This window comes from Pseudomonas sp. AC169 (assembly GCF_979258515.1).
The window spans coordinates 6,088,498-6,102,572 of sequence record NZ_OZ409866.1 but is presented as its reverse complement, the minus strand read 5'-3'; the positions used below and the strand labels follow the sequence as shown (position 1 = coordinate 6,102,572).

The 14,075-nt window shown below is 58.4% G+C and carries 12 protein-coding genes; 6 read left to right on the top strand and 6 right to left on the bottom strand.

Annotated elements, in window-relative coordinates; genetic code table 11:
- Positions 1-104 precede the first annotated feature (104 nt).
- Positions 105-1,238, bottom strand: a complete 1,134-nt coding sequence (locus ACZZ0G_RS27150; protein WP_463558289.1) for an aminotransferase class V-fold PLP-dependent enzyme — start codon at positions 1,236-1,238, stop codon at positions 105-107.
- Positions 1,239-1,365: 127 nt separating this feature from the next.
- Between ACZZ0G_RS27150 and ACZZ0G_RS27145 the strand changes: the two genes are divergently transcribed.
- Positions 1,366-1,977 carry a dTMP kinase gene (locus tag ACZZ0G_RS27145; RefSeq protein ID WP_463558288.1) on the top strand — a complete coding sequence of 204 codons (612 nt, stop codon included), beginning with the start codon at positions 1,366-1,368 and terminating at the stop codon, positions 1,975-1,977.
- Positions 1,978-2,061: 84 nt separating this feature from the next.
- Complete coding sequence (locus tag ACZZ0G_RS27140) at positions 2,062-3,177, top strand: aromatic ring-hydroxylating dioxygenase subunit alpha (protein WP_463558287.1); 1,116 nt, start codon at positions 2,062-2,064, stop codon at positions 3,175-3,177.
- A gap of 42 nt (positions 3,178-3,219) precedes the next feature.
- Here the strand turns inward: ACZZ0G_RS27140 and ACZZ0G_RS27135 are convergent, their stop codons facing one another.
- A complete protein-coding gene (locus ACZZ0G_RS27135) occupies positions 3,220-4,563 on the bottom strand; it encodes an MFS transporter (RefSeq protein WP_463558286.1) in 1,344 nt (447 codons plus the stop codon).
- 279 nt (positions 4,564-4,842) lie between these two features.
- Between ACZZ0G_RS27135 and yddG the strand changes: the two genes are divergently transcribed.
- Positions 4,843-5,781, top strand: coding sequence for an aromatic amino acid DMT transporter YddG (gene yddG / locus ACZZ0G_RS27130; RefSeq protein ID WP_463558285.1), 939 nt, complete (start codon positions 4,843-4,845; stop codon positions 5,779-5,781).
- Positions 5,782-5,968: 187 nt separating this feature from the next.
- On the top strand, positions 5,969-6,532 hold the full coding sequence (locus tag ACZZ0G_RS27125) for a hypothetical protein (protein WP_463558284.1): 564 nt from the start codon (positions 5,969-5,971) through the stop codon (positions 6,530-6,532).
- A gap of 8 nt (positions 6,533-6,540) precedes the next feature.
- Here the strand turns inward: ACZZ0G_RS27125 and ACZZ0G_RS27120 are convergent, their stop codons facing one another.
- The 4 genes from ACZZ0G_RS27120 to ACZZ0G_RS27105 all read right to left on the bottom strand — a co-directional run bounded on the left by ACZZ0G_RS27120 (position 6,541) and on the right by ACZZ0G_RS27105 (position 11,626).
- Entirely contained in the window at positions 6,541-7,692 is a 1,152-nt protein-coding gene (locus tag ACZZ0G_RS27120; protein ID WP_463558283.1) for an MFS transporter, read from the bottom strand.
- A 142-nt stretch (positions 7,693-7,834) separates the two neighbouring features.
- A complete protein-coding gene (locus ACZZ0G_RS27115; RefSeq protein ID WP_463558282.1) occupies positions 7,835-9,070 on the bottom strand; it encodes an aromatic ring-hydroxylating oxygenase subunit alpha in 1,236 nt (411 codons plus the stop codon).
- Between the two features lie 81 nt (positions 9,071-9,151).
- Entirely contained in the window at positions 9,152-10,525 is a 1,374-nt protein-coding gene (locus ACZZ0G_RS27110; protein WP_463558281.1) for an MmgE/PrpD family protein, read from the bottom strand.
- Between the two features lie 141 nt (positions 10,526-10,666).
- Complete coding sequence (locus ACZZ0G_RS27105; protein WP_034154055.1) at positions 10,667-11,626, bottom strand: LysR family transcriptional regulator; 960 nt, start codon at positions 11,624-11,626, stop codon at positions 10,667-10,669.
- A gap of 367 nt (positions 11,627-11,993) precedes the next feature.
- Here ACZZ0G_RS27105 and ACZZ0G_RS27100 point away from each other — a divergent pair, with 367 nt between their 5' ends.
- Both ACZZ0G_RS27100 and proW read left to right on the top strand, forming a co-directional pair.
- Positions 11,994-13,028: a quaternary amine ABC transporter ATP-binding protein gene (locus ACZZ0G_RS27100; protein ID WP_137217037.1), complete on the top strand. Its 1,035-nt coding sequence runs from the start codon at positions 11,994-11,996 to the stop codon at positions 13,026-13,028.
- A gap of 50 nt (positions 13,029-13,078) precedes the next feature.
- Positions 13,079-14,032, top strand: a complete 954-nt coding sequence (proW, locus tag ACZZ0G_RS27095; protein WP_463558280.1) for a glycine betaine/L-proline ABC transporter permease ProW — start codon at positions 13,079-13,081, stop codon at positions 14,030-14,032.
- The last annotated feature ends 43 nt before the right edge of the window (positions 14,033-14,075 follow it).

The following is a 14,075-nucleotide window of genomic DNA, read 5'->3' as shown; positions in this document are numbered from 1 at the left end:
GCTGCGCCATTGGGCGTAGGTAGCGGTGGAAGCCAGTGAGCATCATGGCCTCCACCGTAGAATTGGCATGCGATAACTTCGTGTCCTGCGGGCAAGGACAGCTTTTAGTCAACCATCACCTCATCCAGCGCCTGCTCCAGCAGGCTGACCGTGCGCTCGATATTCTGCAGCTTCTCCAGTCCGAACAGCCCGAGGCGGAAGGTCTGGAAGTCTGCCGGTTCATCGCATTGCAACGGCACGCCGGCGGCGATCTGCAGGCCGTGATTGGCAAATTTCCTGCCGCTCTTGATGTCGGCATCATCGGTGTAGCTCACCACCACGCCGGGAGCCTGAAAGCCTGGCGCGGCCACGCTTTTAAAGCCTTTGCCGGTCAACAACGCACGCACCCGATCGCCCAGCGCCTGTTGCTCGTCGCGGATCTTGTCGAAACCGTAGGCTTGCGTCTCTTTCATCACGTCGTTGAACCGCGCGAGGGAATCGCTGGGCATGGTCGCGTGATAGGCATGTCCGCCCTGTTCGTAGGCCTGCATGATCTGCAGCCACTTTTTCAGGTCGCAGGCGAAGCTGCTGCTTTGCGTGTGTTCGATTCGCTCGAGGGCCAGAGCACTGAACATCACCAGGGCGCAGCAAGGGGAGGCGCTCCAGCCTTTCTGCGGGGCACTGATCAGCAGGTCGACAGCGCATTTGTGCATGTCCACCCAAATCGCGCCGGAGGCGATGCAGTCCAGCACGAACAGGCCGCCCACCGCATGCACGGCGTCGCCGACGGCCCGCAGGTAGTCGTCGGGCAGGAGGATCCCTGACGAGGTTTCAACGTGGGGCGCGAAGACCACTTTCGGCCTCTGCGCGGCAATGGCTGCCAGCACTTCGTCCAGCGGTGGCGGGGCGTAGGCTGCCTGGCGACCCGTGTCAACCGGCCGGGCTTTGAGCACCGTGGTAGCCGCCGGGATGTTGCCCATCTCAAGGATCTGGCTCCAGCGATAACTGAACCAGCCATTTCGTATCACCAGGCATTGCTGGCCGGTGGCGAACTGCCGCGCCACCGCTTCCATGCCGAACGTGCCGCTGCCCGGAACCACCGCCACCGCTTCGGCGTTGTAAACCTGTTTAAGGGTGTTGGAAATGTTCTTCATCACGCCTTGAAAGGACTGCGACATGTGGTTCAGCGAGCGGTCGGTGTAGACCACTGAGTACTCGACCAATCCCTCGGGATCGATGCTCGGATAGAGCTTTGACATGGTGACTCCTTTGGCAGAGGGGTAAACATCTTTGGCAAGCAAGTGTAGGCAAAGGGCAGGGATCAGCTCATTGAAATGCGCAAATGAGGTTAGAGTGCTCAGCAATGTCTCTATCGTTGCGTGAACCATGAAGCTGCCGCTGTTTATTTCTCTGGATGGGCCCAAGGGTACCGGCAAAACCACACTGCTGGAGGCTGTGACCGCCGCACTGCGGGCAAACAACCAGAAAGTCATTCGGCTGTGCGAGAGAAAAAGCGACCCGTACCGCGGTGAAACCATGGCCCTCGTCAACCAGCTCGCTAGACATCCCTCGCGGGAGTTGGAGTGGGCGGTGTGTCAGCGCCTTGCCGATAGCCGTCGCTGGATTTCCCGAGAAGTGCTGCCCAAACAGCCGTTGGACAGCATCATCCTGATCGATCGCTGGTATCCGTCAGATGCCGCATTTCGCCATAGCGTGCCGTTTGCCGAGATTCTGCAGTTGAACATGCAGCGAGGCGTGCGCGTGCCGGACCTGCATGTCGGCGTCGTCACCGCACCGGATATTTCATGGGCGCGGGCAACGGCCCGATCGCGAGGCCTAGGCGGCACGGTGATTCAGAAACACGCCGAGCACGTCACCTGTAGCGAGATGTTCGAGCAGGCGGTTGCCGATCACGGCTGGGTGTTGTGCCGTAACGAAGGAACCATCGAAGCCGCAACGACTCAGGTAGTTGCAGAGATCTACAAAGTGCTTGGCTGATTGTCGCTGCGCAGGCGCTGGTTGAATTTGAATTTCAGGTTTCTCTGATCTGAGCTAACTGTACTGACGGATCACACGCCACCCATGCTCACAAACCTCTGGTATGTCGTTCTCCCATCGTCACAGCTGACTGATGGACTGATGCCGGTTCAACTGCTCGGACAACCTTTCGTGGCGTTCCGCGATGACGCGGGCGTCGCACACGTGCTGTCGGATATTTGCGTGCATCGCGGCGGCTCACTCTCAGCCGGCAGCAAAGTGGGCAACAGCGTGCAGTGTCCCTATCACGGCTGGCAGTTTGGCGCTGATGGTGTGTGCACACTAATACCAGCGCAGCCCGACCTGCGGATTCCCGCCAAGGCGCGCGTCGATGCGTACCCGACGTTGGAGCGCTATGGTTGGATCTGGGCGTTTTTAGGTGATCTGCCGGAGTCTGAGCGTCCACCGTTGCCCGCGCTCGACTGGATCGACGATCCCGCCATCCGCGTGGTTTCGGGCCACTTTGACTGGCAGGCCAGTTGGGACCGGATTATCGAAAACGGCCTGGACTTCGCCCATGCACCGTTTGTCCATGGTTCAACCTTCGGCGATCCGGATCATCCCGAGATTGAATCATTCGAAGTCGACAGCGATGCGTGGAGCGGCAGCGCGCGAATGCTCATGCGCAGGCCGGCGCGTAAAGGGTTGCTGAGGCGCAAATCCTCCACCGAGTTTGTCAGTGTGGTCACCGTTCCGGGTTTTCATTTGTCCGGGCCGTGTACGACGCTTGAGCTTGAGTTGCCCAACGGCTGGCGGATCTACATCGTCTCCGCGCATGTGCCGATTGATGCCAATCGCACGCGCACCTGGTGGATGATGGGCAGAACGTTCCTGCGCACCCGACTGCTGGATCGCCGGTTTATTGCGAGCAATATCCGTATCTTCGAACAAGATCATGCCGTGCTGAAAAACGTCCGGCCGGAGCGTGTGCCGGACTCTTTTCAGCAGGAGGTTTCGCTGAAATCTGACGCGCTGCAGATTGCCTTTCGCCGAGACGTGCAGGCGCTGGAGCAGCGCGGCTGGCGCATTGATGAAGAGCGTCTTGCGCGAACGTTTACCGGACGCAAGGCCTGCGCAATACCCAGCCCTGAACGTCGTCAGATTCGCGCCTGGGCGATCGAGCCGATTCCGCTCGTGGACATCACACACGAATCTGAATAGAGGTGCGAGCCAGTCTGCGCTTGGCACAGACTGGCGCAACCCTTAGCGCGTCTCGCACTGCGGCGAAGGCTCGCCGCTCAACGCATCGACCATCGGCGGATGCTCCTGCACCGCCTGACGCAAGTCTTCGGTCACCCGCAGTTCCGCGCCCGTTGGCGAGAACGTTGCTGCCGCTGCGAACGGCGCAGGATTGGCCGGAACCGGGCGTTTGCCACGGCGCCACAGGAAGAAGGTGACCATGCACAGATTGACCAGCGCAAATACCCAGAACAGACCATTGGCGCCGAACGAGTTCATCACCGGCGAGATCATCATTGGACTGATTGCCGAGCCCAGCGAGTTGATCAGCAGCAAACCCTGAATCATCGGCACCAAGGCTTCGGCCGGGGCACGGTCGGCGGCGTGGCTGACGGCAACCGGGTACAGCGCAAACACACCGCCGCCGAGCAGAAACAACATCACCGCGAGCATCGTCGAGGACAACGGCACCAGGACGATCACCAGCGACAATACGGTGCACGCCACTGTCAGAATCGTCAGCACTTGCAAGCGATCCTTGCGATCGGACCAACGCCCGACCGGGTATTGCAGGAGCATCGCTCCGAGAATCGTCCAGGCCATCATGCTGCCGACTTCACCGACATTCAGACCGCTGCGCTGCAGATACAGCGGCAACAAGGTGTAAATCGCGGCGATGGTCACACCCGAGCCGAAACAGCCGACCAGCCCGGTCGGCGTCACGCCCAGCAGTTGCCGTGGCTTGAGCGGCTCGACCTGATCGAGCAGCGGCGACACGCGCGGCAGGATCACGATCGGCAACACCGACAACGAGGCAAGCATGCCGGCGACCATGAACGGTGCGCTGTCGCTGAGCCCGGTGATCTTGCCCAACGTTGCCTGGCCCAGCACACCGGCGCCGTACAAGACGATCATGTACAACGCGAGTAAGCGCCCGCGAATCTTCGCGTCGCCCGCCAGCAGCAGCCAGCTTTCGATCACCAGAAACACACCGACCGTGGCCCAGCCGTTGATCAGGCGCAGGGCGAACCAGCCCCAGGTGTCATAGAACAATCCCTGCAGCAAGATAGTCACGGCGATCAGCGAGGCGAAACTGCCATAGGCGCGGATATGGCCGATGCGCAGAATCAAGCGGTCATTGAACACGGCGCCCAGGGTCAGACCGATGAAATAGGCCGATGAAACGACGCCGATCATCGTCGCTGATGCGCCGGCAGCGTCGAGTCGAAGGGTGGTCAGCGACGACAGAAAGCCGTTGCCCAGCGCAACAATGAACAGCCCGAGCAGGGGCGCCAGCGCCATGGCCAGCAAACGCGGAGACATAAAAACCTCTAGAGATCGAACAGCGCAACGTGCGCCTCTGCGCATGCGATTGCCAAGCCGGGGTGTGTGATGCGGGCGCCCGCCAGACGGGCAGGACGGTTGGATACGTTTCGGTCACCAGATCCGGCGACTGCAAGAGCGCGCGGATTCTAAGGCTTGTGCGGAATTTTCCAATGGCTGTTTGCTGCGACCGTTGGACGCAGGTCAATCAAGGCTGAGTCATAACGACAGCTCATCCTTTGCAGGGCAAAAATGTTCCTTTATTGATGCTCTTGCGCTGGTTAGCCTGTGCGGTCGAGTTGCCATTTTGTGCCAGGAGTCATGATGCTGATCAAAGGTGAGCGGGCCGCCACAGCGTGTGGTTTGGTGGCGATCGTTTTATGGAGTACCGCCGCCGGATTGATCAGGGGCGTCAGCGAGCACTTCGGCCCGCTGGGGGGCGCTGCGCTGATCTATTCGCTGGGCGCCTTGCTGTTGCTGGTGTTCCTCGGCCGTCCGCGGATTCGTTCGACTTCCAGGCTCTATCTGCTGCTCGGCAGCGCATTGTTCGTCGCTTATGAGGTGTGCCTGTCGTTGGCATTGGGTTTCGCCAGTGATCGCCATCAAGCCATTGAACTGGGCGTGGTCAATTATCTGTGGCCGTGCCTGACCGTGGTGCTGGCGATCGTCATGAACGGGCAGAAAACCAGCTGGTTCATCATTCCGGGCTCCGCACTGGCGATTTTCGGCATCTTGTGGGTGGTCAGTGGCGAGGGGTTGTCGCTGCCGGGAATTGTGCGCAATGTTCAGTCCAACCCGTTGAGCTACAGCCTGGCATTGACCTGTGCGATCACCTTTGCGCTGTATTGCAATGTCACGCGTCGCTATGCCGGCGGGCAGAATCTGGTGGTGCTGTTTTTCGTATTGACGTCCGTCGTGCTGTGGGGGAAGTGGTACGTGAGCCAGGAACAGATACCGCCATTTACTTGGGAAAATTCCCTGGAGCTGCTGGCAGCCGGAATCGCCATGGCCGGCGGTTACGCGCTGTGGAACATCGGCATTCTGCGGGGAAACCTGACCTTGCTGGCGACCGCGTCCTACTCCGCGCCGGTGCTGTCATCGGCGTTCGCCGCGCTGTGGCTGGGCGTCAGTTTGCAGATGCAGTTCTGGCAGGGCGCCGTGCTGGTGACGGTGGGCTCGCTACTGTGTTGGCAGGCGACCCGGCAGCACAAGATTTCCCAAGCAACTCCGATCGAGGTCAGCGTGGGCGAAAACCCTCACTGAAAGAGGCCTTAGCGGGCTCCCTTGCCTGATGCTAAATTGCGGCTGTCACAAGTCTCCCGCAATTGAGTCTCGACAGGCTCAGAGAAATTCAGTGTTGATGCTCTTTTATGTGCAAAAGAAGCTGGCCGAAGCAGGCCAGAAAAACGCCAGTGCAATGGCTGATCAATAGTGGGGACTGAAATTTAGAATGCGCCGCTTAATAGCTCATGGATGTGTTGTTGTCAGTGTTGCGATGCTGTGTTCAGGATGTACCTCCTATGCGACCGTGCCGACAATCAACGAACACACTGGTACCGCAACACAGGAAATCATCTCCAGCTTCAGTTACGAAATAGACTCTCCCTGGAAAAACAGTCGCCTTGGCAAAGACGCCTATGCGCTGACAAAGAACATGATGCCAAATGCACAGGATCTCAGCTCCAGACCTACCGCCTCAAGCCCCCCTGCACTGGAAATAAAAATCTCGGAATTTTCATTGGGTGGCGCTTGCACACAAGAGTATTTGACAGGTTTGAGTTTTGGTTTGATTCCGAGCTGGTGCACAAGGCCAGACCTGTTCAAGTTTGATTTCATCCTGAATAAAGAAAACGGCATTTGCAGGCAAAAAACCTATTCAGTAAACGCCACAACGGTTTCACATCTCGTGGTGATTCCATTTGCACTGTCGCAGCCCGACAATCGACCACTGACCCTTTATCAGGCTTCGCTAAAAGATTTCCTTCAAGCAGATCAATGTTCCAAAGGCTTGTGACCAGCGCATCAGGCTTTCAAAAATCTCGCGGCGTAGCTGACGAACAACAGCAGAATAACCAAGCCACCCAATGCGACCACCAGCGTACTGAGGTGCGCAACCATGCCGATAAACGCCGGCCCCATGAGAATGCCGGCGTAGCCCATGGAGATGATCGCCGGAATCGCGGTGCGCTGCGGCATGCGCTGTTGCCGACCCGCCGCCGTAAACAGCACCGGGACTATGTTCGAGCATCCGATACCGACCAAGGCATAGCCCAGCAATGCCACCTGCCAACTATCGAATGCTAGCGAAACCAACATACCGGCCGCCGCGCAGATCCCGCCCAGCGCCACCACGCGAATGCCGCCCAGTCGGCTGACGATGGCGTCTCCGGTCAGGCGTCCGAGCGTCATCGCCGCCGCGAAGCTGGCATAACCCAAACCGGCGTAGCTGGGTTCCATTGCGCGTTGCGAGGCGAGGAAAACCGCGCTCCAGTCGAGCATGGCGCCTTCCGTCAGGAAAACAATGAAACACAGGCTGCCCAACAGCAGCACGATCCCCCGTGGCAGCGCCAACATCGGGCCGCCTCTTTCCGTGCCATAGGTCAGTAAACCTGGCGCAGCTTTGTACAGCGCAGCGAGGATGATCGCCACCAGACACAGCACAGACAACAGCGGATCCAGCCCCAGGCTGAGCATCGCCGTCATGGCCCCGGCACCGGCGATGCCGCCGACACTGTAGAGCCCGTGGAAACCGGATTGCAGGGTTTCGCCGCTGTTCTTTTCAACGATGATCGACTGGATATTGATCGCGCAATCGAGCATGCCCATGCTGGCGCCGAACCCCAGTACCGCAAGGGCCAGACCCGGCAGCCAGGCGAGATGGCTCAGAATTGGCAGCACTGCACACAACGCGACAGTTGAGCAGATGATCACCGGGCGGCAGCCAAAACGTGCGGTCAGGTAACCGGCAAACGGCATGGCGACGATCGAGCCGATACCAAATCCCAGCAACAACAGGCCCAGTCCGCCGTCGTCCAGTCCGGTACGCGCTTTCACCAACGGAACGAGCGGCGCCCAGGCCGACATCACGATGCCGGTGATCAGGAATATGATGCGGGTCGACACGCGTTCGCCGTAGTTTGCATAAGTCGCCACGGATGATGTCGAGGTGTTCATTGAGGCGGACATCCTTATCGGTGTCTCCCGGCTTTTTTCGGCTACCAGCCGGAACAACAGCTTATCGAGACGAAAGAGTCCCTCCAGCATCCGTCGGGATGCTGGAAGGGAGGAGGGTTGGAGCGCGTGAGGAGAACGCCGATCAGCCAACAGACTTCAATGGAATGGGGCCTTTGAGCCGATCCATCATGGTCGCGCAGTACCAGTCATCGAACTGGCAAACGCCGGTCTCGGCCGTTTCCGAATAAGGACCCGGCTCATACGAAGGCGAGGTCACGCCACGCTGAGTGCCCTCGACCAGCGTGCGGTCCTGATCGTTGGTGGCAATCCAGACTTTGGTCAGGCGCTCGATATCGTAATCAGCGCCTTCCACTGCGCTGTCGGGTACCAGCCATTTGGTCGTGACCAAGGTTTCGGTGGCGCTGATCGGCAGCACGCGGAAGCTCAACGCATGGTCACCGAGGAAATGGTTCCAGGTGGAGGGGTAGTGGAAGTACAACAGCGCGCCGATGTCCGCTTCAGTTGTCTTGTCCAGACGGCCGGCAACGGCCGGTTTGCCATCCATGGTGTAGCTGACGGCACCGGATGACAGCGGAATACGGGTCATGCGGAACTGACCATTGATATCCATCACCAAACGGCTTGGCAACCCGGCGCTCTCGCACTTGGCCCAGTAGGCCGATAGCTCTGGATCATCTTCGCCACTGACGCCGCCCACCGAAAGGTTATCGACGAACGAGTGCAGCAGCTCCGGGTGCGAGCCGTCGCAGTGATAGCACTCGCGATTGTTTTCGAAGACCAGTTTCCAGTTGCCTTTCTCGATGATGTTCGACTCGAACGCCACTTTGCAGTTTTCAAGATAGTGCGGCGCTACAAAGGGGCTGACGGCTTTGCGGAAACCCTCGAAGTCCGGGGCCTTGGCGGCCACGCAGACATAAATGTAGGTATCGACGATCTCGCAGTGAGCGCTTTTCAGGCTGTATTGGGATTTGTCGAAATCCTGGCCCATGTTGCCGGCGAACAACAGGTTGCCATCCAGCTCATACGTCCACTTGTGATACGGGCACACCATCTTCGCCACTTTGCCGTGATCGGCCTCGCAGATTTTTGCGCCACGGTGACGGCAGGCGTTATGGAACGCCCGAACTTCGCCGTCTTTGCCGCGTACCACTGCAACGGGATAGTCCCCGATCTGCAGGGTGAAATACTGCCCCGGTTTGGTGATTTCAAAGGTGTGGCCGGCGAAGATCCAGTCCTTGTGCCAGATCTGCTCAAGATCCTGGCGGTAAACGCTTTCACTGCTGTAAAGAGCGCCGGGCAGCGAGTGCCAGGGTTTACGTTGTGCGATCAGGTCAAAAACGCTTTCTTTATTGTTCATTTTTATCCTCCCATAGGCGACATGGGTCTCAGCCTATATGGCCCAGGACAGACGTCACAAACGACATTTGCTGTGGGCAATTCATGCGTTGGCGTTATCGATGGGGCCTGACTGGAGTGGCGGAACGGCGTGAAAAATCCCTTCCAGGGCAGTAATGGCACAGGGTGATTGCGCAATGTGTTGGATCGCCGCTTTCACCTCAGCGCTGCGCTCCACACCAAGACCGCTGGCGAACAGATCAAATTTCTGACTCAGCTCTTCAGCGCTGAGGGCTGTTTCGGGATCGCCCCGCGCGGCGGTGACCGGACTCACCAGCACAGCACCGTTTTTCAGAGTGATGGTCAGTCGGGAGAGGATTTCGTCGGGGAAGCGGGCGGAGATATCGGCGGCTTCGACCACTTCGATACGGCGGCTCAGTGCCAGAATATCTTCGGCATAAATCGCCGCTCCGGTGACTTCCTCCGGACCGACCTTGCCTCTGACGATCAGTGCGGCCAGCGGAAAGGCCAGGGCGTACTGCGCCTGGTCGGCATCATTCGGTGTATGGCCCTGCAAACACATCGACTCGTAGAACGTTTCGACGCGAACGGTTTCAATCGAGTCGGCATCGAGCTGAGGGTTTTCCCGCTGCAGTTCGAGCATAGCGGTCAGCGCCGGTTGCGCCCAGCGGCAGACTGGCCAGGGTTTGAAGTACTGGCTGTCGATCTCCCAGCGTGCACCGATGTCGCTCCAGTATTCGGCGACGGTAACGTCTTCAACCGTTTCTGCCGGTGCACCGGTAATGCCTTCCCGGGCCATGAACAGTGCGTTCAAACCCGCAAATGCACCCGCACCGTGGGCGTCGCGCAGCATGGTCGGCGCGTGTATCAGGCGCATCATCGGGCAGCGTGCGCTGAAGTACTCGGCGATGCCCAAGGCGTGGCGAAATGTCGGCTCATCAAAGTCCAGCAAGCGCGCGCCAGCGCAGACAACACCCAGCGCGGAAAAACCACCCGATGCGTGATAAGTCGGTGAGGTCGCCATCAATGCGGAACCGGCCCGCAGCGCCGTTTCATAACCGATGCACAACGCGGTCAGCAGTTCATGGCCGCTGATCGACTGGCCTTGATGATGCAGCGCATCGGCGAGGGCCAGCACCGCAGGAACAACCGTGGCACCGGCATGCCCCTTGGATTTGAAGTGGCCCTCATGGGCGTCGAGGCTGTCAGCGCTGAACCCTCCGGCCCAGGCTGCGCCGAGCACGTTGACACGCTGCCCGGCAAAGATCAGGCGACTGCTGTAAGCGCCCGCCGGGTAATGCCGTTCGGCAAAACGCCGCATCGCGATACTGGTGTCATTGCTGGCCGCGCCGGCCATGACGCCGACGATATCCAGCAGACTGTCCTGCACAATTGCACGGGTCTTGAGCGGGGCATCGAGGAAATCAAAGTCGCGACAGAATTCGAAGAGTGACATTCAACAATCCCTTCCTGTGAGTTGAGCCGGGCCGATCATGGCCGGCGCAGCTCAACAATGAGCCAGGGGGAGGGTGCCGCTCTAGCAACATTTTCGGCGGGCTATTGATAACCAAATCAGCCGACGCCTGTGCGGACTGAATTAGCGGCGGGGAAACTTCGCCAGAATCCATTCGCGAAAACGCCGCAACTCGTCTTCGTTTTCAGAGCTTTCGCGACAGCTCAGGTAGTGCCAGCTGTTACGCAATTGCACCTGTTGCTCGATCGGTCGCACCAGCAGGCCTTGCTGCACCAATCCCGTGACCAAGTGATTCCAGCCCAGCGCAATGCCCTGATGGGTCAGGACCATGCTGATCAGCAGGTTGTAGTCGTTGGCATTAAAGATTTGCGGGCTGTTCGGCGGACGGTCATCGATATCGATGGCCTGAAATGCCAGCCACACCCCCCAGTCGACATGCTCGGCGACTTGCGAGCGACCGTAAGGGCTGAGGTTGAGCAATGCCGAATCGCGCACGCCTTCGATCGTCGCAATCTCCGGGTGCTTTTCCAGGTACTGCGGGGTGCAGACCGGGTAAATCACGTCGTGGCACAACGGGTAGCTTCTATAACCGTCACGGATGCGCGAAATCTTGGTGATGAAGATGTCGGGCTGCACACCGGGTTCCATGGTCAAAAAGTTCTGCGTGGTGATCAGGTTGAGTTCGATATCCGGGCACTGCGCGAAGAACTCCTGCAGATGATTCGACAGCCACAGCGCGGAAAATGCTGGCGAGCAACAGACGGTGAGGACCTTCTTGGTCGACTGGCTGCTGCGGATGCGTTCGGCAGCCTGGGCGATGTTGACGAACGAAAGTTGCGCGGCATCGAAGAACACCGCGCCGGCCGCCGTCAGCTCCACCGCCCGGCCGACGCGGGTAAACAGTTGCGCGCCCAGATAACTTTCCAGTTCACGAATCTGCCGGCTGATCGCGGCTTGGGAAACGCACAGCGCCTCCGCCGCGCGGGTAAAGCTTTCGTATTTGGCCGCGGCCACAAATGCCTTCACAGCCCTCAAGGACGGCATTTTCAGCAGGATGGTGTCAGGGTCGACATGCTTGCTCATTCGTACACTCTCCTAACCATACAGCTCCCCAACGAAGCGCGAGGAGGGTAACGGAACCGTGCGGGGAGGGCTACGCGAGCGTCGCTGTGGGGATAGACCCGGTCGCTCATGGTGCTGACGCGGCACTCGGCAATGGCTGTCGTCGCAACCGATAACCCGACGTTATCGAATTGCCCCTGTAAATGTAGTTGGATTAAGCGAGGTGATGCTAATAGATTTGAAACATCCCTTTTTCCTGGGACCTCAAAAATAATAAAAGGAAGCCCGTCGTGAAGACATCTATTCATTACCGCTGCCGCTTACAATTATTTTTGCTCGTTTGCCTGTCGCTTAATGCGAAAGATGCACGATGCGAAGGAGGCAAGGTATGACAAGTTCCGACGAGATCATCTGCGTAAAGAATGTTTTCAAAGTCTTCGGTACGCAGCCAGCACTTGCCATGAAAATGGTTAAAGAAGGCGCATCAAAAGCAGAAGTATTCAAAAAGACCGGTCAGGCGATTGGTGTGTTTGATGCCAACTTCTCTGTTCGCCGTGGTGAGATTTTCGTGATCATGGGTTTGTCCGGCTCGGGCAAATCGACCATGGTCAGATTGTTCAACCGGTTGATCGAACCAACCTCCGGCCAGATCTTTCTCAACGGCAAGGAAATTACCGGTCTGGGCGACAAGGATTTGTTGCAAGTTCGCCGCAAAGACATGGGCATGGTCTTCCAGTCGTTTGCTTTGATGCCGCACATGAGCGTCATCGACAACGTCAGCTTCGGCCTGGAAATAAGCGGTGTCAGCGAGAAAGAACGCTATTGCCGCGCGATGGGCGCACTGGAGCAGGTCGGGCTTTCAGGGCAGGAGCTGAGCTTTCCTCACCAACTCTCCGGCGGCATGCAACAACGCGTCGGTCTGGCCCGCGCCCTGGCCAACGATCCCGCCATTCTGCTGATGGACGAAGCCTTCTCGGCACTCGATCCGATGATTCGCAGCGAAATGCAGGGCGAGCTGATCAAGCTCCAGGCCGAGCAGGATCGCACCATCATCTTCATCTCCCACGATATAGAAGAAGCGGTTCGCATCGGTCACCGCATTGCGATCATGGAAGGCGGGCGCGTGGTGCAGATCGGCACGCCGCGTGAACTCCTGTGCAACCCGGTGAATAAATATGTTCGCGATTTCTTTAATGGCTTCGACACCAGTCGGATTCTGAAAGCGGGTGATATCGCGCAACAGGATTGCAATGTCGCTTATATACCGGGCGGGCAAACGCCGATTAAAGCCGAAGCGTCTCTTCGAGATATCTTTCATATTGTCGCTGCCTCGGCAACGCCTATGCCGGTGGTGGATGAAGTCGGACTTTATAAAGGTTCGATTTCGCAAGGCCATCTTCTGAGCTGCCTGTGTAACAGCTGAACTGCGAATAATCAGCATTGATATGCCGTTTCTGAGTGCGAGGTAGCATCATGTCAGACTTCAACTTTTTAGATCCCTTTCAAAGTCTAAATATCCCTTTGGGATCGTGGGTGGAAACCGCCCTTAAATATCTGGTGCATAACTTCAGAGAAGTGTTTCGCTCGATCCGTTGGCCGGTCGATCAAGTGCTCGACGGTGTGCAGTGGGGACTGCTGTCGGTTCCCCCCACGGTATTCATCATCATCGCCGGACTGATCAGTTGGCAGATTGGCGGCAAGCGCATTGCCATCTTCAGTGTTGCAACGCTCACCGGACTTGGACTGATCGGTGTGTGGAGCGATGCGATGGTCACATTGGCCCTGGTGCTGACATCGCTGCTGTTCTGCGCAGTCATCGGCATTCCGCTGGGCATCCTGTGTGCACGCAGTGATCGCACGGAAATGATCATCCGCCCGGTGCTGGACGCCATGCAAACGCTCCCGGCGTTCGTCTATCTGGTGCCGGTGGTCATGCTCTTTGGTATCGGCAACGTACCCGGTGTGATCGTCACCATCATCTTTTCCGTCGCGCCACTGGTGCGGCTGACCAACCTTGGTATTCGTCAGGTTCCGGCCGACAAGGTCGAAGCCGCCCGCGCGTTCGGCTGCACGGCTACGCAAATGCTGATGAAGGTGCAGCTGCCGTTGGCGGCGCCAACGATGATGGCCGGTCTCAATCAGACATTGATGTTGTCGCTGTCGATGGTGGTGGTCGCCTCGATGATCTCGGTGGGCGGTCTGGGTTTGATGGTGTTGAGCGGCATCGGTCGCCTCGACATGGGCCTGGCCAGCGTCGGCGGCGCCGGGCTGGTGCTGCTCGCGGTATTCCTTGATCGGCTGACCCAAGCAATGGGTGAGCGCAGCAGCGATCTGGCTAGCGGTCAGCGCTGGTATGAAAGCGGCCCTGTGGGTCTGGTCATGAAACTAAAGAAAAAGAAGAACGTTGTACGTCCAGTGACGAATTAAGTTGGCCTGCTCACCCATTAAAAAACTCCAAGCGTGGTGAAAC